The organism is Metabacillus schmidteae (assembly GCF_903166545.1).
GTDB lineage: Bacteria > Bacillota > Bacilli > Bacillales > Bacillaceae > Metabacillus > Metabacillus schmidteae.
The window spans coordinates 16365-38909 of sequence record NZ_CAESCH010000003.1; the positions used below are offsets into that span (position 1 = coordinate 16365).

General features: G+C 34.1%; 30 protein-coding genes. 27 read left to right on the plus strand and 3 right to left on the minus strand.

Translation table 11 applies throughout. The features are described 5' to 3' along the window. The gene (locus tag HWV59_RS25650; RefSeq protein WP_102232108.1) at positions 1–780 is read left to right on the plus strand and encodes a thermonuclease family protein; all 780 of its coding nucleotides are present in this window, start codon (positions 1–3) and stop codon (positions 778–780) included. A gap of 23 nt (positions 781–803) precedes the next feature. Next, positions 804–1037 (plus strand): hypothetical protein, encoded by a 234-nt coding sequence (locus HWV59_RS25655; protein ID WP_102232107.1) that lies wholly within the window; start codon positions 804–806, stop codon positions 1035–1037. A gap of 581 nt (positions 1038–1618) precedes the next feature. On the opposite strand, the gene HWV59_RS25660 is transcribed toward HWV59_RS25655, so the two are convergent. Then, positions 1619–1897 carry an AbrB/MazE/SpoVT family DNA-binding domain-containing protein gene (locus tag HWV59_RS25660; RefSeq protein ID WP_102232106.1) on the minus strand — a complete coding sequence of 93 codons (279 nt, stop codon included), beginning with the start codon at positions 1895–1897 and terminating at the stop codon, positions 1619–1621. 241 nt (positions 1898–2138) lie between these two features. Then, positions 2139–2411 (minus strand): hypothetical protein, encoded by a 273-nt coding sequence (locus tag HWV59_RS25665; RefSeq protein ID WP_102232105.1) that lies wholly within the window; start codon positions 2409–2411, stop codon positions 2139–2141. A 247-nt stretch (positions 2412–2658) separates the two neighbouring features. On the opposite strand from HWV59_RS25665, the gene HWV59_RS25670 reads away from it, so the two are divergent. The 25 genes from HWV59_RS25670 to HWV59_RS25785 all read left to right on the plus strand — a co-directional run bounded on the left by HWV59_RS25670 (position 2659) and on the right by HWV59_RS25785 (position 19500). Next, positions 2659–3702, plus strand: coding sequence for an SMEK domain-containing protein (locus HWV59_RS25670; RefSeq protein WP_102232104.1), 1044 nt, complete (start codon positions 2659–2661; stop codon positions 3700–3702). A 130-nt stretch (positions 3703–3832) separates the two neighbouring features. After that, on the plus strand, positions 3833–4099 hold the full coding sequence (locus HWV59_RS25675) for a hypothetical protein (protein WP_102232103.1): 267 nt from the start codon (positions 3833–3835) through the stop codon (positions 4097–4099). Positions 4100–4116: 17 nt separating this feature from the next. Beyond that, on the plus strand, positions 4117–4515 hold the full coding sequence (locus HWV59_RS25680; RefSeq protein WP_102232102.1) for a hypothetical protein: 399 nt from the start codon (positions 4117–4119) through the stop codon (positions 4513–4515). Between the two features lie 11 nt (positions 4516–4526). Next, positions 4527–5090 carry a hypothetical protein gene (locus HWV59_RS25685; protein ID WP_102232101.1) on the plus strand — a complete coding sequence of 188 codons (564 nt, stop codon included), beginning with the start codon at positions 4527–4529 and terminating at the stop codon, positions 5088–5090. Positions 5091–5315: 225 nt separating this feature from the next. Then, positions 5316–5660 (plus strand): DUF4257 domain-containing protein, encoded by a 345-nt coding sequence (locus tag HWV59_RS25690; RefSeq protein WP_102232100.1) that lies wholly within the window; start codon positions 5316–5318, stop codon positions 5658–5660. A 66-nt stretch (positions 5661–5726) separates the two neighbouring features. Then, positions 5727–5945 carry a hypothetical protein gene (locus HWV59_RS25695; protein ID WP_102232099.1) on the plus strand — a complete coding sequence of 73 codons (219 nt, stop codon included), beginning with the start codon at positions 5727–5729 and terminating at the stop codon, positions 5943–5945. 63 nt (positions 5946–6008) lie between these two features. Beyond that, entirely contained in the window at positions 6009–6362 is a 354-nt protein-coding gene (locus HWV59_RS25700; RefSeq protein WP_102232098.1) for a hypothetical protein, read from the plus strand. A gap of 69 nt (positions 6363–6431) precedes the next feature. Further along, the gene (locus HWV59_RS27350) at positions 6432–6560 is read left to right on the plus strand and encodes a hypothetical protein (protein WP_268921793.1); all 129 of its coding nucleotides are present in this window, start codon (positions 6432–6434) and stop codon (positions 6558–6560) included. A 301-nt stretch (positions 6561–6861) separates the two neighbouring features. Beyond that, positions 6862–7023, plus strand: a complete 162-nt coding sequence (locus HWV59_RS25705; RefSeq protein ID WP_175640761.1) for a hypothetical protein — start codon at positions 6862–6864, stop codon at positions 7021–7023. A 359-nt stretch (positions 7024–7382) separates the two neighbouring features. Next, complete coding sequence (locus HWV59_RS25710; protein ID WP_175640762.1) at positions 7383–7523, plus strand: hypothetical protein; 141 nt, start codon at positions 7383–7385, stop codon at positions 7521–7523. A gap of 1 nt (position 7524) precedes the next feature. Further along, the gene (locus HWV59_RS25715) at positions 7525–7923 is read left to right on the plus strand and encodes a hypothetical protein (RefSeq protein ID WP_102232097.1); all 399 of its coding nucleotides are present in this window, start codon (positions 7525–7527) and stop codon (positions 7921–7923) included. Further along, entirely contained in the window at positions 7916–8155 is a 240-nt protein-coding gene (locus tag HWV59_RS25720) for a hypothetical protein (protein WP_102232096.1), read from the plus strand. Before HWV59_RS25715 ends, HWV59_RS25720 begins: the two co-directional genes overlap by 8 nt. A 139-nt stretch (positions 8156–8294) precedes the next feature. Beyond that, positions 8295–8468 carry a hypothetical protein gene (locus tag HWV59_RS25725; protein WP_175640763.1) on the plus strand — a complete coding sequence of 58 codons (174 nt, stop codon included), beginning with the start codon at positions 8295–8297 and terminating at the stop codon, positions 8466–8468. Positions 8469–8610: 142 nt separating this feature from the next. Further along, a complete protein-coding gene (locus HWV59_RS25730; protein ID WP_102232095.1) occupies positions 8611–9099 on the plus strand; it encodes a hypothetical protein in 489 nt (162 codons plus the stop codon). A 77-nt stretch (positions 9100–9176) separates the two neighbouring features. Then, complete coding sequence (locus HWV59_RS25735) at positions 9177–10046, plus strand: phosphoadenosine phosphosulfate reductase domain-containing protein (RefSeq protein ID WP_102232094.1); 870 nt, start codon at positions 9177–9179, stop codon at positions 10044–10046. Between the two features lie 12 nt (positions 10047–10058). Then, positions 10059–10493, plus strand: a complete 435-nt coding sequence (locus HWV59_RS25740; RefSeq protein ID WP_102232093.1) for a hypothetical protein — start codon at positions 10059–10061, stop codon at positions 10491–10493. A 25-nt stretch (positions 10494–10518) separates the two neighbouring features. Next, positions 10519–11064, plus strand: coding sequence for a hypothetical protein (locus tag HWV59_RS25745; protein WP_142385646.1), 546 nt, complete (start codon positions 10519–10521; stop codon positions 11062–11064). A gap of 83 nt (positions 11065–11147) precedes the next feature. Continuing rightward, a complete protein-coding gene (locus HWV59_RS25750) occupies positions 11148–11399 on the plus strand; it encodes a hypothetical protein (protein ID WP_102232091.1) in 252 nt (83 codons plus the stop codon). 542 nt (positions 11400–11941) lie between these two features. Beyond that, complete coding sequence (gene ltrA, locus HWV59_RS25755; protein ID WP_235991908.1) at positions 11942–12637, plus strand: group II intron reverse transcriptase/maturase; 696 nt, start codon at positions 11942–11944, stop codon at positions 12635–12637. A gap of 522 nt (positions 12638–13159) precedes the next feature. Next, on the plus strand, positions 13160–14422 hold the full coding sequence (gene ltrA / locus HWV59_RS25760; RefSeq protein ID WP_102232090.1) for a group II intron reverse transcriptase/maturase: 1263 nt from the start codon (positions 13160–13162) through the stop codon (positions 14420–14422). A 99-nt stretch (positions 14423–14521) separates the two neighbouring features. Beyond that, positions 14522–15082: a group II intron maturase-specific domain-containing protein gene (locus HWV59_RS25765; RefSeq protein WP_235991909.1), complete on the plus strand. Its 561-nt coding sequence runs from the start codon at positions 14522–14524 to the stop codon at positions 15080–15082. Between the two features lie 226 nt (positions 15083–15308). After that, the gene (locus HWV59_RS25770) at positions 15309–17756 is read left to right on the plus strand and encodes an ATP-dependent DNA helicase (protein WP_175640764.1); all 2448 of its coding nucleotides are present in this window, start codon (positions 15309–15311) and stop codon (positions 17754–17756) included. 332 nt (positions 17757–18088) lie between these two features. Continuing rightward, positions 18089–18505, plus strand: a complete 417-nt coding sequence (locus HWV59_RS25775) for a hypothetical protein (protein ID WP_102232088.1) — start codon at positions 18089–18091, stop codon at positions 18503–18505. Positions 18506–18555: 50 nt separating this feature from the next. After that, entirely contained in the window at positions 18556–18933 is a 378-nt protein-coding gene (locus HWV59_RS25780) for a hypothetical protein (RefSeq protein ID WP_102232087.1), read from the plus strand. A gap of 285 nt (positions 18934–19218) precedes the next feature. Then, positions 19219–19500, plus strand: coding sequence for a PH domain-containing protein (locus HWV59_RS25785; protein ID WP_102232086.1), 282 nt, complete (start codon positions 19219–19221; stop codon positions 19498–19500). 88 nt (positions 19501–19588) lie between these two features. On the opposite strand, the gene HWV59_RS25790 is transcribed toward HWV59_RS25785, so the two are convergent. Beyond that, positions 19589–22537 carry a Tn3 family transposase gene (locus HWV59_RS25790; protein ID WP_102232085.1) on the minus strand — a complete coding sequence of 983 codons (2949 nt, stop codon included), beginning with the start codon at positions 22535–22537 and terminating at the stop codon, positions 19589–19591. Positions 22538–22545: the final 8 nt, after the last annotated feature.

Sequence of the window (22545 nt, forward strand, 5' to 3'; positions counted from 1 at the left end):
ATGAGGAAATTAAAGTACTTTTTAGTCATAACTTCCTTAGCAACAACGTTAATCGCCTGTAGTCCTAATAAGACCACTCCACCTGACATTTCTACGAACAATATTACACTAAAAGAAGGAATTATAGGGAATAGCTTAGAGTCGGTTAAAGCAACCGTAAAGGATACATATGATGGAGATACAATTGAAGCTATAACAGAAAATGGTGAAGTCATTAAAGTTAGGTACCTCTTAATAGATACACCGGAGTCTGTAGGCTCACGAGCACCTATGGCTTACGGAAAAGAGAGTTCTGATTTTAATAAAAAATTAGTTGAAGGTAAGGAAGTTACTTTGATATACGACAAGGGTGATAAAACAGACAAGTATGGTCGTCACCTTTGCTATGTTATGCTAGATAATAAATTGGTACAAGAATTAATTTTAGAAGAAGGTTATGGAATCATTCAATATGTTAACCCGCCAAATACTACATTCTTAAGTTATCTTAAAGAGTTTGAGAAATCAGCAAGAGTAGCACACAAGAATGTATGGTCCATTCCAAATTACGCAACCGCTTCGGGATATAACAATGAAGCGGTGGAGGGACAGATATTTCAAGATCAGCTCACAGGTGATGCTATTAATGGTTCGGGTGAAGTAGCCAAGGAAGTAATTGAAACTTATATAGAAAAAGAATTAGGAGGAGTAGCTGGTGAGGTATATGACCATTTTCTAGAAGATGAAGTAGAAGATCAGATTGATGAGGGCGTTAAGAAAGTTCTTGAAATCTTCAAATGAAATTCTGACTAGGAGGGATTTAAATGATTAAGAAGTTTATCGTGGTGAAATGTACAGCTGAAAAAGATTACTTACACTCTATCATTAAAGCAAATAACATTAACGAAGCTGCAGAAAAATTGTCAGAAGAAATTGAAAAAGGAATAGTTTATCGCTTGTATCCGTTAGTAAATTTTTATTTTGACGATAAAGGGAGAATAGTCTTGCCTGAAGGGACAAAATCCCAAATGATTATGTCTTTAGAAATAAATAACTGACAATTACATATTTTATAGGTGGATCTCTATTTTTTTACGATGGTAATTTCATTTTAATATTTATTTTTGTATATGGTCTATATATAAAACCGTCTCTTAACATTATCTTAAATAGTTTTTATAATACTCAATTGTTTGGTATAAATATCTGGTACTTATTGCTGAATGGAGTATTATATTTATTCTTTACTACCATATTACTGTTCTAGTTGTACTAATAAACTGCATTATTTTAAATCTGAATAAGAAATCTCAAAGTAATTAAAAATATTTAGAAACTCATTTTTAAAGAAGTAAAAAATCGACTGAAAGATTTTTTCTGGTTATGCTGCAGGAGGATAACTTAAATTGTCGTAGATTGTAGCGTGGTCATCCGTTAAAAAGTTGGGTAACTTTGTCAGTCGGATATCAAGCTTTCCAAGTGGTTTTTACCCTATGATAAATCTATTAAATACTTTTGTGCTACTCCTCGAGACAGTTCCTGAAACTAGAGCATAAACGATTATCAATTCAAAAGAAATAACAGTAAGAGAGCAAAACCTTTGGATCTTTAGGTTTGGCTCTTAGTTTAATCGTATTTTTTAGTTCTCAAGATATTCTTTTATATCATTTATTAGCAGTTCAACTGCTTCAGGACTTAAATGGATTTTCCCATTTAATAAGGATATGTTTTGGTCTGATATTTCTCCTGTTACAAGGCACTCTTTCTCTGTTTGATAGGTTTTTAAGATAATTTGATCTTCATCTACGAAAATAGCCAGAGCATCACCCACTCCAATCTTCATTCCTCTACGAACTTCCTTAGGAATCACTATCCTTCCAATTGGATCAGTTTTTCTTACAATACTAGTTGATCTCATTGATATCTCTCCTTATCCATCACTCTATTTAAAAATTATTCCAAATGTTGATTTGAAATAAAGTTTGATCGTTTATAAAAAAGATGTACCGTTTTGAAAAAAGATTGATCAAAAATACTGCTGAATTGAAAGTAAAACTTTAATCTATCAGGATTTTAGATTTATTTTGATCAAACTTTCTTATAAAAAATAGGCTGATTCTATAAGATATAAAATAGGTTTTAATCAATCATTTTTATAATTAGCCAATACAATTATTTACGTGTTCTTCTATTTTAATTTTAATTAAATGGTTATCTGTAAGGTTCTTTATTTCTTCTAATAAGAGAATACTGGTTATGAAATCATGATGTGATTTCACTAGACCTTCAGTAATCTCAGGACTATTCGTAATAGCTATATCGACTCCATTTTCATTAAAAATCTTTTTATCAATACCACTTATTTTAGATAAATTTGTTTCTTTTAGATATTGTCTAAAATCATTAAATTCATTGTTTGGACTGACTTGCATAAAAACACTCCCCTAGTTAATTTTGATCAATTTTTTTAAAAATCTACAACGAAGCGAGATTGCCTTTAGAATACCAAAATAAATATTTCTATTAAACTATAATCCACTAATTATTTTAAATACTTTAATACTTTCACTTATTATTCAACTATTCAGATGTTATCCTTACTTTAATATATTATTTTTATAAATCACCAATAAAAATATGCTAATCCTTTAATAATTAGAATGAAAGAAGGAGATTGTTTTGATCAAAAGACTTAAACAAATTGAGGAAATAATGGAAGGTTTGTCTCTACTTCAATACTATGTAAAATTCAGTTCAAATAAACTCGGCTTACATGATATTAATAAGGTGTGTGAACCATTTTTTTGTGAATTATTTAATTTGATGTGGGATCTTAAATTTAAGAGGTTGGAATATGAAGAAGGAAAAAATTTCCCAGGTATAGACTTAGGAGATAAGAAAAATAAAAAGTCCATGCAAATTACATCCGATGGCAGCAATAAAAAGCTTTGGGACACTATAGAACAATTTGAAAAGCATAATCAATACGTTAAATATGATGACTTATACCACTTTGTTATAGGGGAGAAGCATTTCAAACCTAAAAGTAAGCACGAAATAGAATTCGAAAAAAAAATACATAATATTTATCTCGCCACTAGAAACATTGACGGTTTTGAGTATCAGATTCACATAATAGATCTACTAGATTTAATACTGATAATAGATTCACAGGAAACTAGCACTGTAATTTCAGAAATTCATGAATATATTACTAATAACATAATTAAACCTATTGGTGTATTTAAGGGTGAATTATATAAGTTAGAACCTGACGAATTGATTCAATTTACAGCAACTTCATTCATCGAATATTGTTCCGTAGAAGAAGATTATCAAGAACAATTCCTTGAAGATTTAACGGAAATGGCAAAAAGGATCAATACCTTAGATAGGAATACTACTCGTACATTCTTATATACTGCTTTGGAAAAATACAAAAACAAGAAGAAATCATATTATCCAACCGATATTGAGGTTGATCATATGTTAGTTTCAGGACACCTTGGAATTGGCGATGAAACAACATATCGAAGTATGAGAATACTTTTTGGGGAAGAATTAGCGGATCTAGATTCCTTTGAGTATGATGGTGTCCTAAAGTTAAAATACTCGGATTCGGAAGGAGAGGATTTATTAAGAAGAGTATTTGAATTCTGTCTTGAAACTGAAAGATCCTTAAAAGAACTAATTTTAGAGGTGGACTTTTCTGTTCTAGACTAGATTAAATATTTGTGTTTGTTTTAAATAAGGAAAATAAATTAGGGTAAATAAAATCACTTTCTAGTCATATTAAATATATCTAAGCCATATAGTTTTAGTAATTAGTCTGACAGTTAAGGGGGCAATGATTGTGATTGAAAAAAGAGAACGAAAAAGTGTGAGTTTCAATGTAAACGATCCTATTGAAAAGGAGTTATTCAAATTTTCCCTTTCTCAAAGAGATGAAAAGGGAAAAGAGAATTTTTCAGGATATGTCAAAAATCTTATAATTGCAGATAAAACCCTAAAAGAACAACGATCAAAGCAAAAAATAATAAAGTTGCAGTCAACCGGAAGTATTTCTATAAGTGCAGAACAATTTGAAGATATCTTTACAGTTAAAAAAAGTAACAAATAGAGAGGTGGTTTGTTTGTATGAGTAGTACTTTCACCCCCATGTTTGATAAAAGGGCATCTAAGCCTAACAATTTCAATCACGAAAAAAAGCCAAGAAAACCAAGAAACGATAAAAAGATTCAAATTAAGGTTCCAGTAACATTAGATGAAAAAAGGTTGATTGGTAAATTGAGTTTAGAAAATGGTTACCAGGGTGAAATTCATCCGTATCTAGATATGATTTTTTCTACCGCAACTGAAAGGAATTTCACAAAATATGCAAAGCAATATGTTTATAATGATACCAGTCTTTATGTTTCAACTAAGATCACAAATGAAGTACACCAGAAGATTGTAAGCTTAAAGGTTGAATGGGGCCTTCGTAGTATTCGCCAAGCAGCACATAGGATTTTAATGAATGAGATACATGTTAGCTAGGAGGTTTGCATTTGCTAAAACAGTACAGCCAATATAATTTAATAATGAAAGAAATGGCACTTTTAGAAGAAAAGAATCCGTTTAAGAAGATACTTGACTCTGTACTAAGATCAAGTATGCTGTCCTTTAAAGTGACCGTACCTAATGACTTATATTTAAGATCAGACACCCTATGTGATGATATAACTCGTCTATATGATGAAGATATAGATTATAGTCAATGTGATCTTATCGTTCATATCTTTGAGGACTTTATTGAACAAATACGTCGTCATGATACAAATGTTGGCAGTATTTATAATCGTTTGATTGTAAGAAGACAGCAATTTCCCTTAATAAATAATCAACCACTACTCCCTAATAAGAGTTCAAATATAGTACATACTAAAATCCCCCGCGAATACGTTTATAGAGCAGAGGTTTTATTAAGCGATCTAGCCAGATTTACTCCTAATCATTCACTCCAAGTTGAAGATCTCGTTGAAATAGTTTATTTGGATTTCTTATTAGAATACCAAAATGGTAGAAGAACGAATGTGATAACCGAGATTTTAGAAATACTAGATGAAGATTAAAAGAAAAATTAACCATAACTAATTCTACTATGGTAAAATTTTTATGTACTATTTTTTCTTTTATCTTTTTTATGCAACTCATTATCGAGTTAGCTGTTACTTAACAAACTACTGCGATCTTTGGGTCGACTCTATGAAACACACAATCTTTGTGTTTTCATTTATGAGACGTCCTAAAGGTCGCTTTTTTGTTTTGTGCGATTTTATTTTAGGAGAGTGATATAAGTGTTCACATTAACAAATGTATTGTTAGCGGGAGTCATAGGTGGAGTTACTGGTTTAGTAGCACACTTAATAAGAAACAATAAAGTACTTGTACTACCAAAGAGAAGACAACGTCCTTTTGGCTTGTATTTTGGCTTCATAGCGGACTTCTTCATTGGAGCTCTTGCAGCTATTTTTGCTACTACGTACCTCTTTAATCCAAGTGATATTCGCGAGTTGCTTGGAATTTCTATTATGGCAGGGATGGCAGCAGAAAATGTTCTTCTTAATCGAGAACTCAATGCAGAAAAGACTAAATCTGAAGAGTTAGATAAACTTCAACAACGATTAATCGGTAAGAAGTAATTGTCTATCTCTTCTCCTTTTTGGAGGAAAATAATTTAATAAAACTACATAAAGAGAGGGAAAAAAATGAGAGGGTTAACCGAACTAGATATTAAAAAGATTGATGTCTTAAGAGAAAAAATGATTCAAGCAACAAATGAAGTTGAAGTAAAACATTACTCGTCTCAAATTCACGAAATACTTGATCAAGTAGACAGAAGGTTAGAATCAGTACAAAAAGCAGAGTCTTTCATTAAATTAGTTAATAAAAAGAAATGGCGATTAAGTATTCCTATGAGGGCTTAATTGCCTTTTTTTACGCAATTGATTGTAAAGCAAGATTAAAAATAAACAAGGGAGAGTTGAAAAATGAGTTATAAAGCAGTTGAGTCCCTATCAAGGAAATATGACGGCATAGATTGTCTTTTTATATTTCCAAATGAAGAAGCATACAATGAGTTTGATGTACCATTTCCTACATTAAAACCAAATGATCGAGTATCGATAACTGGTTGTAAAAAAGTTTGGACGGTACGGAATGTAAATGAACATAGTGTATTTAAGAAACCTGATGGTTCAATTTGGGCATTAGGAACAGTGACCATCTCTGACGAAAAAGGGTATTATGCTTCAATACATCGTTCAGATATATCAGAAGTATTGCATACAAAAGAGGAAGAAGAAATATTTAAAAACAAAGGACAATTAACCTTTTCATTTTAATCAATTCTTACTATAACAAGGTTAATCGTGACTCGTTTATTAAGTGATAAGAAAATAGAAGAGTAAAGGATGACGAAATTGATGAATAAAAATGAACGTGAAGAACATCTCGAATTACTTGCAGAATATGGTTTAAGTGAAGACGAAGATGATGCCTTAACTGACATCATGCACAGTCATGATTTCGATGGATGGTAAGTTAATCGTGTAATAAACTGAAAAATATAATAAACAGAACATATAATTGTTGCTGCTGTAGAGGGATAGTCTGTAAATAACTAGACGTCCCTTCCTTTTTATCTTTAAAAGTACCTCATACAATTATCTCTAATCTCCAGATTAAAGCCTATTTTTTATATTCATTTCTCTTTATACCTAGTTCAACCCTTTATTACAATAACTCTCAATTGTTTTTCTTTTATGAAAAATGGTATATTAAAAGTGGTATTTATTCCCTCTACTACATATACTATTATAAATCGTAAGGGGTGGAGAAGTTATGAAAAAAATATGGGACTTAATGAACCAAGAGCAAAGAAACAAATACGAATCCATAAATTCAGCGATGATGGATGCTGTTACAGCAGATGAAGTACGTTATTATGCAAATCAGCTCCATGAATTACTCGACCAGATCGATATAGAAAAAGTTAATTCTTAAAATACACTAGGCTTAAAACTAGTCATTTGATATACTTAACTATATAAGTTTTTTCTTTTTTATTTTCTTTGCGACCAGTTATTCCGGTCAGCAGTTACTTATTAAACAACAAGGCAACCTTTGGGTGCGTTTTTCATACGCTAGGCGTATGTCTACCAAACCCTTTGGTTGCTTTTTTTGTTTATATTAAACTTTTAGGAGAGTGTATTTATGATTAGAAAAAACAGATGTAGGATTTACCAATACTTCTGAAGGAGACAATTACTTAAAACTAAATATGATGAGTAAAGGAACGATTGCTACCTACTTATAGGACATCGTTCTTTTTTTATTTAAAAAACTTTTAGGAGAGGTTGATCATGATGTTATTGAAGACTAAAGGATTCTATCACTGTAAATTATCAACTACTAAACAAATGGAACTAAGCACAAATTTAATCGAGGAATTCGGATATTTTCTTCAATTAGATGACATCAATTGTTCCCAGGAGGATAAATAATATGAAACCATTTAAAGGGAGATCAGTTGAGTTGGGGATGCTAGTCGATGTGTACAGAAATTTACACCAAGAAGGCTATAGTATCCGAGATTCAAGAAAAGGTGTTGTCTTGGCCCATTGTGATTCAGTTAGATTAATCTCAGCTTCATTTAAGGTATCCGAAAGTGGGAGACTTAAAACAGTTCATGAGAAGCGCAGAAGGGTTCACGCATTCATTCGAGGAACATTAGTAGGTATTGATGAGCCAATGGGTGAAGGATTTAGCAAGGTATACTACAATCCATTTCACACAGAGAAGTTTATAGATACCGCTACAGAAACAAACATTGATTCTGCAGAAGAGGTTTATTGTACTGGAAAATTCGCCTTTGCAAAAAGGAGGATTTTCTCGTATGAATAATTATGAAATTATGAGTGGAAATTGGTCTATTTCTATTGTGGTAAAGGATTGTATTCTGCCAGATAAGGTAGAAAGCCTTGTCCAAGAGCATTTTGATCAAGTTTTGAAAGTAAAAGGAAGATTCGTGTTAGCGAATGAAAAGTTTGTTTCTTTTCTTAATCAAAAGCTTGGTCATGAATCCGCTACATATGCACCAGCGTCCGTTTCTAGTAGCTTTACTATATTTTTGTAATAAGACACTACTAGAAAAGAAATCTATTAAATATGAGAGATATAAGCAATCTTCTAACACAACTTGTTGAAGATTGCTTTTTTTATTAAAGAGGAGGTCTTTAAATGAGAGATCAAAATATAAAACAGGATTATAACCTATGAGCGAATCTGTTCAGTTGATGCTTGATTGGTCAGAGGTTACAGAAGAAAAAACATATGGAAAATGGATTGTTACTCATAAGGGAGACCAGAGTTGCCCTATGCTTGCGGATAAACATTACTCAAGGCAAAGATTGGTTCACCACTCTTTACAAGACCAGGAGAAAATTTGATTCTTAGGACAGCAGATGGATCAGCTGTATGGGTATCTTGGCGATCAAAATATAAACGGAAAGATGGTTATGGTTATTGTATTGAGAACACTATTTTCCGTAATGAATCAACCCATTTAAGTAGTGATTTAATCAAAATGCCATGTATGCTACTACACAAGAATGGGGAGAGTTCTATGATGGTTTCTTAACCTACGTTGATCCTAAATCTGTTCAATCTAAGAATGCCGGTTACTGTTTCGAGAAAGCTGGATTTCGTAGGCAAAAGAAACGAAGTACAAGAGGTTATATTCCATATTTAAAAGATCAAGAATCTTTAAACCTTGTACTAGAAGAAATGGGAGCTGTTAGATTCTTAGAGTGCTGCCATGAACAAATCATCCTTGCATTACATAGTGGGGAGCACATGGAAGCCTATGAGTTGCAAGAAATGGCAAGAGAACAATTATCTTTTTTAGATTCCTTAAAAGAAAGAATGAAACGTCAAGGATTAAAAGCTTGGAGTCAATATGAACTTCCTTTAACAGCGGAAGACCTAGACCTGCTAACTGACACTGATTTAGGTTGGATGTTAGATAAGGAGTATCTTCAAAGAAAAGGTTTTTCTAATGAAATAGATGATTTAATCTGAGAAAAAAATCAACATAACATAAGGAGGATAGCCCTTTAACACTATGGCTACCAGCCAAGTGTTATGGGGATCTTAATATGAATAAAGAAAAATTAATAGAATTAGCAGAGAGATTAGCCATTAAACTTCCGAAGGGTATGCCTTCTTTCGATAACTATGATGAATTACACTTCAATATGAGCGGTGGAAACGACAGCATTGCTTTAGCACTTTTAATGATATATGGATATAAAGTGCCGAAAAAGAAAGCAAAACTAGTCCACATGAGAGTTGATGGAAATTTAGATCAACCTGCCTATTTTGACTATCCCGAAACAGATCAACATTTGCAGTATTGTAGTCAAATGCTAGATCTTAAATTAGTTACAATTGCTTCAGATAAGGGGTTAAAACAAAGGATTGAAGAAAGAGGAAAATGGCCTTCAGCTTCTACGCAGTTCTGTACCTCTTATCAAAAACGTGACGTTTACGCTAAATGGGTTAGATCAAAAGGACCAGGAAGGTACCTATGTCTTTCAGGAGAAAGAGCGGAAGAAAGTTCACGTAGAGCTAAAAATCTAGCAAAGGTGAATTTCCGTGAATACAAGGCAGCGAATGCACCAACGAAGCAAAGGTTCGTTGATTGGTACCGACCCATTCACCATCTAAGTAGCATTGACGTGAGATTACTAATGGAGTATGCAGGAATAAAACAACATCCTTGCTACACAAAGTATAACGTTTCTAGATGTTCATGTAAGTTCTGTATTTTCCTTTCTCCTCAGGAGATGAGCAACATAAAAGAGGCATTTCCAGAGCAGTTTAATGAACTAGTCCAATTAGAAGAACGAATAGGTCACACCATGAAATACGAAAAAGGACAAAATCTAACACTTAGTGATTTCGTTAAAAGAGCAGAGAGTAAATCTAACCAATTACAATTAGAGCTTCCTTGTCTAGATTGGTGAGGGATCTAATTTATGGGATATAAAAATAAAGCGACTATGAAAGAATTAAGAAAAAAAGAGAAATACCTTATTAAGAAACTAAAAAGTGAAGGGTTTGTTATTCAGAAATATTCGAGCATTACTACTAATAGTATTTATCTAAAATTAGATTACGGTGTTTCTAATAGCATTAGAATAAGTGATCATAAAGGAAAAGCTCACTTATCATATAAATTCAATTTACTTTCCTGCTGTCCATACAATATAACCTCTGTTACTAAAGATGGTTTTTATAGACACTATTATCCTTTAGATGAAATCGATGAGATGATACAAGCTATCGTTTCATCTAGGAATGAAAAAATTCATCAATATGGGGAACAGAGTTATAAAAAATGGATGCAGATAAATTTTAATGAAAATAAGGATAAGAAGAAAGGGTTTTGGCAATCTAGTGTTACTGTATAACGCCAAAATGTCCGGTGATCTTACAATGGATACTAAAGCAAATAGATCAGGTTTTACATTAAAAGGGTTTTCTAAGAGTGGTTTTGGCTGCTGCGGGCACCATAATGTGTGTTCAATGGGGAAACTAGACTGTTTTTACGAACATACTGATCCCGAAGTAATGAAGTATTGTGCGTGTTATCAACGTAATCACAATACTTCATTACAAACAGATACCAAAAATAAAGAAGAAAACGAAAAGAGTCTACAATCCGATTCTAAAGAGTCTTTGTATATTTTTGACAGTGAGAACAGTAGATTGATAGGGCAATCCTTGGTCAATTCATATAATTTAAGGCTAGGAGATCAATATATTCTACGACCTACTAACAGCAATTCAGGCACTCATTTTTTCGTTAATCGAATTAGTGATAATGAATGGTTAGGATCCTACAAAGTTTCTGATTTTAAAATCGTTAAGGGATTTTGTTCTGAAGATTTGAATGAAAATAATCATTTACATTCAATTGAAAAACCGACTGTTGAAGAGGAAAAACCTTTTGTGAGTATGGAACAATTAAGCTTGTTTTAATGAAAATTATTCAGAGATTTTGAAAAACAAATAAATGTTAAATAGCCATGACACTAGTTGCTATTTAAGGAGGATATTAATAAATGGAAAACCCTAATTGGATAGAAGATGATTTTAATAATTACTTTAGTCATCACATTTTAACTGCTCACCGAGGAGAAAAGATACCCACGTATCACGTTTTACAGAATCCTGATGGAGATGGTTGGGTAATAGGCATCTATTTCCCTTTTATTCGTGAATACGCACCATTAGAAGAGGAAGACGAAGAACGATTGACGTTTGAATCTTCTGAGGAAGCAAAAAAATATGTAGATGATGTCCTAAATAATTAATAAATCGTAAGAAGTTGCAGTATTCCGCAACTTCTTTTTTTTTTAGTGTGCCAGGCATGGCAACTATCTAGGTGGTGAAAGTCCACTGTGGGGGTACACATCGTCAACCACTAAGGAAGCGCAAGGTACTTATCGTGAGGTAAGGGCTGGAGGAAGCGTGGAATAAAATCTTGGCTCGACGTACAGAAATCTGATACTAAGGCTTTATAAAGGGATGAGGCTCCTAGACAAGTCAAAGTCCAAAAGATGTGCGTAACTTTATACAGTAAATCAGGCGAGTAAAAGAGGAAAGATAGTTGTCTTACCCTGGGAGGTCTTGCGGATGTACAGAAGTACAGTCGAAAAAGGTTTGTCGCAAGAAGTCAGCAGAAGCCATAGTAATGAGTAAAATCATGAAGGGCTGAACAATTTGTAGTGTTTCAACACCACGAATGCGTAAGTGAAATACTCCGAATGTGTTAATGGTGAAAGTATGGGCGTATCCCAAAGGATAACCAAAATGGAGCTATCACTTACTACGTGAAAGGCTAGGAGAAACGAGTGTGAAACTTTTAGAACAAATTTTAAGTAATCAAAACATGAATGAAGCCTACTTACGTGTCTATAAAAACAAAGGTGCGAGTGGTATCGATGGGGTAACAGTCGATGAACTAAAGCAATATCTGAAAGAGCACAAGGAGGAGCTGCGTCAGCGCATCAGAACTAGAAAATACCAACCACAAGCTGCCTTAAGAGTGGAGATCCCAAAAGAAAATGGCAAGATGCGCAAATTGGGAATACCAACAGTAGTGGATAGGGTAGTTCAACAAGCCATTCATCAAATACTCAGTCCGATATTTGAAAAGCAGTTCAGTGATTTCAGTTACGGATTTAGACCAAAAAGAAGTTGTGAGATGGCAATAATTAAAAGTCTAGAATTTCTGAATGATGGACAGGATTGGGTAGTGGACATTGACCTCGAAAGATTCTTCGATACAGTCCATCACGATAAACTCATGCGAATTATATCTAACACAATAGATGATGGAGATGTCATCTCGCTAATCAGGAAATACTTGGTCAGTGGGGTTATGGTGAAAGGAAAATATGAAGAAACACCAGTCGGGACTCCGCAAGGAGGTAACCTTAGCCCACTATTGAGTAATATTATGTTAAACGAACTCGATATGGAACTATCAAGTAGAGGACTACGATTCGTAAGGTACGCTGATGACTGTGCGCCACGAAAGTGTGCGTGAGTAGCGAGACTACTCAAAGCAGCTATGCTGTACAAATGATGACGGTGGGCCCGTCGGAATCGCCATACAGGTGGAGATTTCAAACTACCTTAAGGTGCTGTAGTCAAAAGCTATGGTATTGAGCGTTAAGGAAAAGGCAGTCAAGAACTGTCAAGTGCGTGTTATGGAGATGAACGAACATGTGAACCACTTACGGAAATGTCGAAAGCGTAGAGATTCCATCAAAACTAGGGGGTAGTCGTTAACCTAGGACGAGCTTAGAGGAAACCTGTTTACTGACTAAGTGATGGGCGGCATAGAGGTGGCATGAACATAACACAGGCGTTTGTACGGAACGTGGGAACCTACGGGCTGATGTTAAGGGAGTATTTCAAGTGGAAGACCCACGAGAAAAGAGTACCGATGCAGTCATAGGGGCAGATTGGGTTGTAGTAGTGTTGAAACTTCTGTAATTGAAGAGGAGCGAAGAACCCAAATTATTCAGTTTTAAGGATAGGTCAACTTTGAAAGGAGGAGGAACCTATGCAAGAAACAAAACCGTTTAGTATTTCAAAGAATGCAGTAATGGGTGCATTTGAGCGAGTAAAAGCTAATAAAGGGACATACGGGATTGATAAACAGTCTATTGAAAGTTTTGAACTAGATTTGAAGAATAATCTGTACAAACTATGGAATCGTATGTCCTCAGGAAGTTATTTTCCAAAACCAGTAAAAGCAGTAGCTATTCCCAAACAGAATGGTGAGACAAGAACACTTGGAATACCTACAGTCGAAGACCGAGTGGCACAGATGGTTGTGAAACTATATTTTGAACCAACAGTGGAAAAATTGTTCTATGAAGATTCTTACGGATATCGACCAAACAAATCGGCAATTCAAGCTATCGAGGCTACAAGGAAAAGATGTTGGAAGAAAGACTGGGTGTTGGAGTTCGATATTAAGGGACTGTTTGATAATATCCGACATGACTATCTCATTGAAATGGTAAAACGTCATACAAATCAAGAATGGGTCATCTTATATATAAAAAGATGGCTAACTGCACCTTTTCAAATGAAAGATGGAACGAAAACAGAGCGAACATCTGGAACTCCGCAAGGAGGTGTTATCAGTCCAGTTCTTGCGAACCTGTTTCTTCATTATACGTTTGATGATTTTATGACGAAAGAATTTCCAAGTATTCCTTGGGCAAGATACGCCGATGATGGAATAGCACATTGTGCTTCATTGAAACAAGCTAAATTTCTTCAACGAAGACTGGAAGAAAGGTTTCAACTATTTGGATTGGAGCTAAACTTGGAGAAAACGAAAATTGTTTACTGTAAAGACGATGACAGACAATTGAACTATCCGACTATCTCTTTCGATTTTCTAGGATACACTTTTCGACCAAGACAATCAAAGAATAAATACGGGAAATTTTTCACAAACTTCTTACCAGCTATTGCCGATAAGGCAAAGAAAGCAATCAGAAAAGAAGTGAGAAACTGGCGCTTACAGCTCAAAGCAGATAAAACCCTGCAGGATATTTCCAACATGTTTAATAAGAAAATCCAAGGATGGATCAATTATTATGGACATTTCTATAAATCAGAAATGTATAGTGTATTGCGTTACATCAATAGTTGCTTGGTGAAATGGGTTCGCCGAAAATACAAGAAGCGAAAACATCGAAGAAGGGCAGAATATTGGTTAGGAGCTATAGCACAGCGAGAACGCAAGTTATTTGCACATTGGAAATATGGAATAATACCGGCTATGAATAATGGGAGCCGTATGAGCTGAGAGGTTCACGTACGGTTCTGAGAGAGACTGAGGGGGAGGTTCCCTCGGTCTACTCACTCCCTCATTTTTGTGAAAAGCGAGAAAGCAGCGAACAGAGTGATGAAAACAATCGTTAGATTTATAGAAGAGAAATTAGGATTACTAGTCAACGTAGAAAAGAGCAAAATCTCCCGCCCAAAAGAAATAAAATTCTTAGGATTTGGGTATTACTACGACTTCAAAAACAAGAGGTACCAAGTGAAACCTCACCCAAATTCAGTACAGAAATTTCAAAGGAAACTTCGACAACTGACAAAGCGAAATTGGAGTGTCCGGCTAGACTTTCGAATTTTAAAACTAAAGCAAGTCATACTTGGGTGGGTTAATTACTTTAGAATCTCCAATATGAAAAAAGCAATGACTGAGATAGATAAGAAGCTTCGCTCCAGAATTAGAGTCATCATCTGGAAGCAATGGAAGGTATCGAAGAAACAAATCAAATCGCTTATTCAATTAGGGATTCCTGAGGAAGAAGCGAAGGGATTAACCTACTGTCGAAAAGGTTACCGTTACATTGGATTATCAAAAGTCGTACAAAAAGCAATTTCAAACAAAAGATTAAAGCAGAGGGGACTCCCCTCTGCTTTAGAACATTATCTAAAAGTACACACTGTAATATAAATTGAACCGCCGTATACGGAACCGTACGTACGGTGGTGTGAGAGGGGCGAAAATAATTAACTTATTTTCCCTCTACTCGATTATATTCTTTATGCCCTCATTTTTGCGAATCTCGATCACTTTTTTAAATTCCTCACGATATACCAAATAAAGTATAATAGAATTAGAGAAATCTTACATGAAAGGAATTGAGTATTTGGCTACAAAAGAGGATATTATTTTTGATTTGTTTGAAAATAAAATTACTGCATATTATGGAGCACCTACAGTAAGGCAACAACAAATTCAAATGGCTTTTGACATAGCTCATTTTCTACAAGAAGGAAATAAACGCATACTATTAGTTGAAGCACCAGTTGGAACAGGAAAGTCTTTAGGTATCTTAGTTCCTGCATTAGTTGATATACATCAAGATATATTTAACACTAACAAAAGGATTCTTTATGCCACGTCAACAATCAGTCTTCAAGGGCAGCTTATGAGTAGTGAAGTGCCTCTACTTAAGAGTACAAAATTAGTGAAAAATCCACTATTGGCAATTGGTAAAACACACTATTACTGCCACCATAGATTAAGCAAGTTGAATGCTAGTAATAAGTTCTCTCCATTGATATCAGATAAATTAGAGGAATTCTTTAATTTCTCTAAGACTGGTCAACGTAGTGAATTAGAAGAAGCATATGATCTAGATTTAGAAGATAAAGATTGGAGTAAGATAGAACTTCTTGCTACACCGTACGAATGTGATAACTGCCCTTTTTCATTGTCCTGTCCAACAAGATTACACAGAAAACAGTTTAGAAGCAGTAAAAATGATCTAACTATCACAAATCATGATCAATTAATTGTATCTTTACTGGGTGCAATGGAGGAAGGAAGAAGCCAAGTTCTCAATATTGATCCTGGCATAATAGTCATAGACGAGGCCCATCACTTTTTAGAAAATTTCTTAGGAAGAATAGAAGAGAACAAGAGATTAAGAAACATAAAGGTTATGAGCAAGTTTATTCGTAACACCGACAAAAAGACCTTAGATAATAATGTAAGGGCATTAGAAAATTGGATAGAGACGATAAAGCAAGACAAAAAGGAATCGGATAAAGGAAGAAGTTCTATTCCTTCACATATAAAAGATAAATTACGTCAGATAAAAAAAATTATTGACGACAATCTAATCAGTGCTGATTATGCTGCTGAAGATGCATTGGATGATATCTCGCTCTTTTTAGATAAAATAAACAGGGAAGAGTATGTAGGTTGGTTTGATTTTGAAGATGACAAATTTTGTTTAATCCCGAGAAACTTTAAAGAAAAGTTTACACGATTAATTGACACAATGAAAAGATACAACAGAGTAATTTTCACATCCGGAACGATAACAGTTAATGGTGATTTTACATCAATTTTAAAACAATGGGGATTAGAAAGATCAGATGTATTAACTTTGGCATTTGGGACACCATTTGACTATAAAAATCAGTCATTAATTTACATCCCTGACACATTAGTTAAACCTGATCACGTCCAGTTTATAACTACTGCTAACAATGAAATTCATAGATTACTAAAATTAACAGATGGTAGGACACTAATATTAAATACATCAAAAGTACATATGTTGGCTTTTTATCAAGGGATAGAATCATATCTTAATGAATCTAATATTCCTTTATACCTCCAAGGGAAGATGGGGGTAGATAGACTAACAAAGAAGTTCAAAGAGAATGAGAATAGTGTCTTAATTGGTTCCGGTAGCTTCTTCTCTGGATTTTCTGTAACAGGTATGGCTTTAACCTCAGTTATCTTAAATAGATTACCATTCCCTGTTAAAGATGATCCAATATATGAACTATTGAGTCAAGGTTTAACCGAACAAGAAACTTTTTCCTATGTTACTTTCCCTACTATGATTAATAAATTAGATCAGGCTGTAGGAAGATTAATTCGTAGCATTGAGGACTTTGGAATTTTTACATTATTAGATACGCGAGTATTTGAATTTGACTATGGAAAATCAGTCAGAGTTTTATTAGAAGAACAAGGTTATACGATAACAAGAACCTGGGAAGATGTAGAAAAATTTTATCAAAGAAAAGTCAAATTAGGAGCTGAAGCTACGTACGAACAATATAAACGAGAAAAAATAAATGTACACCCGTCCCTAATTAAAGAGTTAAAAGAAAAACGAACAGCTCCAATTGTAAAAGCAGCTAAAGCCGTAAATCAGCCAAAGAAAAACGGTCTGACTAGAAAGCAGAGGGAATTTTTGAAGGAAATTAGTGAAAAAGAAGGGATTAAATTAAAATTTAAAAAAAGCACATCAGATTCCTATAACGATATGTTTCAAGAACTTTATTATAGTTGGAAAGATACACAGCATTTAATAGACCATTTTCCTTACAGAGATGAGGAAGAAAGAAATGCTCTAAGTGAAATTACAGGGGTAAAGAGAAGAACATTTTTCCCTAAATGTACTCGTTTTGGTTGTAGCGGCAATTGTAAAGAAGAAGAGCATGACAAAATCGTTGACCACCTTTATAAAGAGTATGGCGCTACGGTAATTAATTTTATTAAAAACAGAGGATTCTCACTTATTGAAATAAATCCTGTAAGTCTTTTAGAGACATATCCATTTAAACCAGAAGAATCACAATTAGTTTTGACTAGCCGATGAGGATTGGATTCGGCAGACAGTCATAAAACATACTTCTATATTTATTCTTCTTAAGAAAATAATTTACCACTTTCTAAAAAAGGTATGCTATATTATATATATAACTATTTTCCTTTTTTATTTTTTTGCGACCATATTGGTCAGCTGTTCACTTATTAAATTTATAGAGCCTTTGGGTCCATGTCGGAGTTTACTCCTTATGAGTCCAGGGCTCTTTTTGCATTTTTTGGACCTTTACTAAACCATATGTGTGTATCTAGACGATTAACAAAGATTTTTCTTTGATAATCGTCTTTTTTATTATAAAAAACTTTTTGAAAGGGTGTTTCCAAATGGAACTATTACAAAACAAATCAAATGAAAAAAATGAGGGGAAGGTTGCTGAAGCGCAAGAATTAGCAAGTAAGTTAGTAAATCAAACGCAAATTCCAAACCAGTACTTCGAGTATGGCACTATCTTACTCATTAATAACTCGTACACTGAGGATAGCTTACAGGAGTATAGCTTTTATAAGAAAGATGATATTACAGAGCATTATTATAAATTTGAAAGCATCACTGTAAGTTGGTGTACAGTGGAAAAGCTTAAAGAATGGTTATTAGAGTACGATCAAACTCCTGTTGAGAAAATGAAGTCAATTTCTGGTCAACCTTTAAGAGAGTCAAATCGGAGTATTGATCATAAAATTTCATTCGAAAAGTTTGAATTGTATAAAAATGCGTTTACTGATTTTGCAGCTGCATACTAAACCCAATTTATTTAATATAAGCTATTACATTAAAAAGGAGATAAATTAATATGACTAAAGAATACTCATTAGCACAGGTAATTACAGCAATTGTAGGTGTATTTGCTTTTATAACAATTTTGTCTATCTTTTCATTAAGCTACTTTAACCAAGAGTTAGTTATTGAAGAAGATTATGTTCATGTTATAGGAGTTCCTAATGCGGGTCGAGCAGAGGTAATTTACAACGATGAAAGATATGATGTCATTCTACCGATTGATCATTATACAGAAGAAATGAACAGATTTGCTCATTCATTATTAAATAATGGTGGTATTTATCTGAGAAATTTTACAATTTCTAAAGATAAACATGAACTATATCCTTCAGAAGTGACAATTGATGGAGAGAATGTTGTTCAGTTACTTTTAGATACTGATAATTATTAAACCTAGTATTGATTTATGACAACACAATTGACAAAGGACTAAATGATTTGCGTGTAGACCTATATAGTACCTTACAATATAAGTTGTCATAAATTCCAAAGTAAGGGGATAGTGAAATTGATATTTAAAGAATGTAGCGTTTGTAGAAAGTTTTACTTTGAGAAGAGATTTACAAATAAGTGTAAGGATTGCAGAGATAAAACTAAGAAGACAAACAATGCGTAATTTAAGGTGTATTTCGAACAATCATTGAACAAAAAGTGACATAGAAAAGGATGATATTGAGTGAGTGGATATGTAATTAGAGGCAAAGACGGAACAGGTGGTGCTGATGGTGAATTATTATTACAATTCCCCTTCGCATCGACAGATACTTCTGCCTTTTTAAACAGTAGAAAATCAAATAAACAAAGACAAGTATTTCTGAAAAATGGTGTTAGGATAAAAGCTCCAGAAGAGATGAGTACTATTGATATCATCCGTCAAAACTTAAAGTTTTTAATGAATTTAGAGTCATTCTACGAACAACAACAAATAGATCTATTTGATTGTATGGATATTGCTTAGAGTTACCTCCTAAAGGGGTTCAGCCGAGATACGTGTAAAAATGGGTCATAGGCTTACTTTTATTTCCAGTCTATGACCCATTTTATGTTTATACCGGTATATTCTCCTCTACTGGTTGAGGGATGTTTTGTAAATCGATGACATAATCACCAAAACGTTTAATGTGCCTTGTAAGGTATGGACTCAGCATAACAAGATCTTCTCGCGAAAACTTATACCCTTCCTTTATGAGAGACCATAAAATTAGCGTTATATCAACAACATTCTGAAAAATAACAGCATTAGCAACGAGATCATTATATTTAATACGTTTTTCTTGTTCTTCCGGATCATTTTCAGAAATAACCCCATCTCCACCGAAAAAAAGCCATTTTGAAAAGCCGTTATATGCCTCAACTTTATTTGTACTAGCTGTTATTTGTTCCCGTAATTTAATGTCGGAAATATATTTTAGGAGAAAGACAGTTCTTACAACGCGACCTAGTTCTCTAAATGCTTTATAAAGTCGATTTTTTTTACTATCGTTACTGAGCTTTCTGAGCAAGGTTGAAGGTAAAATTTTTCCGGATTTAATGGATAAGACAACCTGCAGTAAATCTTGCCAGTGAGTTTCGAGTAAATCCCAATCGATTACATCACCAAATAAAGGATCGATATGATTGTAACAAGCATCCCTATCTGGTCGAAAGAACGTTAGATCTTTCCAGTTACGAATTCGAGGCATTAAGTTGATTCCTAACAAATAGGAAAGAGCGAAAACTGGTGTAGATTGACCCTGTGTGTCTGCATGCAAAGTATCCGGCTGGATTTCAGATTTATTTTTAAGTAATCCATCAATAATATATACAGCTTCCCAAACACCACAGGGTATAAAATGGCTAAACAATGCAATATACGTATCGGAAACATGATGATAGGCAATCCCACCGTAACCACCATAACGAATATGGTATTCCGAGAGTAAGTTTTCTTCGTATAAATCATATTTCGTGCCATCTGCAGCAGCTGATTTACCACTTCCCCACAATTTAGGAAGACTAAAAAGATTATAATGGTTAAGAATATCTCGAATAGCATCATCAAGTTTTTGAACATTTATATGTCGTCGATTGACAAAAGAAATCATATGTGGCGTCACTGTATTTCGCATATGTTTAGAAGTTTGTGTCGATCCCAAATTACAACCATATCCAAATGAAGTAACGATGTAACGTTCAATCGGATTTTCAAGCTTGGGATCAGAACCGGATAAGGGACCAAAATGCCTGGTCCAATGAGTCCAGTGTTCAACATTGCAAAGTATATCAAGAACATTTCTTTCAGGTAAGCGCTGAATTATGATATTTTCCAATGCTTTACTGCTTCTTGAAGGCTCCTTGCGTACTAAACGTTTAAGAGTTGGTTCTCCATTTTGGTTTATCATAACCTGTCCATTTTCAGGATAATGTCGATCTATCGTTTCTGCAGTCTGCGTTAACCATTCTTTTAATTGAGTTACAAACCCAGTTGAAGAGGAATTAAATCCCAACTCATTGCAGTAATCAGCAACCATAGGTTTGCATTCTTCCCATGAAAGCAATTGTTCTCGGTAATCAGCATATTCCTCAGAACCTTTTATACCAATATCCCCCGTTTTTAATTCTGTAGCCAGACAAGAAAATATACAGATTTCAAGACGTTTACGATAGAACAGGTCAGTATTTTTTCCAACACGAATGGTGTTTTTCCATTGCTCGTTTGCAAATGATAGATCTATATTAGCCGGTACGTGTTCGACCTTTCGGTTTTCATTTTCTAATAGAATTTGCAATGCATTTACAAGTGAGCGATCTTGGGTAGTGGAGTCAATTTCCAACAATCTGACCAATTGATACAAAGCTTTTCGATGCCCTCTATAGAATTTCTCCAGTAGAGGTAAATAATTATTTCCATTGTATGAAGAAATAGATTCACAATCACTTTTTAAAGCCATAACGCCACCGTTAGCGATGAATAATTCCCTTACTTTTTTACCAACCGATGTATCGTTATCACCCATATCTGTAGCCTCTAAAACCTCTTGTAATACGGAGATAAGGTTTTCAGTCATGGATCGATGCTTTTCTCTAAGAAGTGCCAATTCCTCTTTTCCTTTTTTGTGGATTTTACCCATTCTTTTTAGGAACATTCCCACGAGATTATCTCTGGTTGTAACCTGTGATCGGTGAATCATACATAGTACTAATGTATATCTTTTCGGAGCAGCGAAGTCTTTCATTTCGGCAGCATCTAATACTTTGGCTTCAGCTGCGAAATGCTTAATTTTGGAATTAGGCACTCCTTCTAATAATTGGTCAATGATTGGGATAAAGGTTGTTAACCATGATAATCTGCTTTGTAAATCTTTCATATGAGAAATAGAAGGGCTTTTTGGTAAATCTTTGAGATAATTATAATCAGATTTTTGTAGTTGCATTGAAGTATTCAGCAATTGATCAAGTTTGCCTCGCTCCTCGGTAGACAAACGGTTAAGGATTGTATTAAAAAATCGATAGTTTACAACAGTTCTAACACGGCGTGCTAATCTATCCAACGTACTGAACGCTGGTAATTCACAGCGTTCTTTAATTAATTCTGCAATAGCAACGTTAATAAGATCAGCTGGGTTATCCATAACTTGAGCTGCTTTATATATAGCAGTCGTAGCAATATCTAGAGGAATCTTTCCAAATGGTGTAACCTTCAAGTATTCGCGTATTGCTTTTTGATGCCGGTAAAGTGCTTTGGTTTGAAAATTTGGTTCAGTATCGTTTGGTAAATGCAAACAGGTACGAACATGACTGATAACTGTAGCTGGAATATCCTTTGGCCGTGGAAAATAGCCCAAACGTTGAAAGCACTTCATCATAATTAAAAAACTAAGAACAGGAATAGATCCACGCGCCATGCTATGTGCAAACTGGTTTTCCTCAGTGGTAATGGTATAGATTTCTCTGAGTTCTCTACGAGTTAAATTTTTCTTGAATCTTGGATAGGCTGTTCGTTCGATTGCTGCCATGTCTGTCT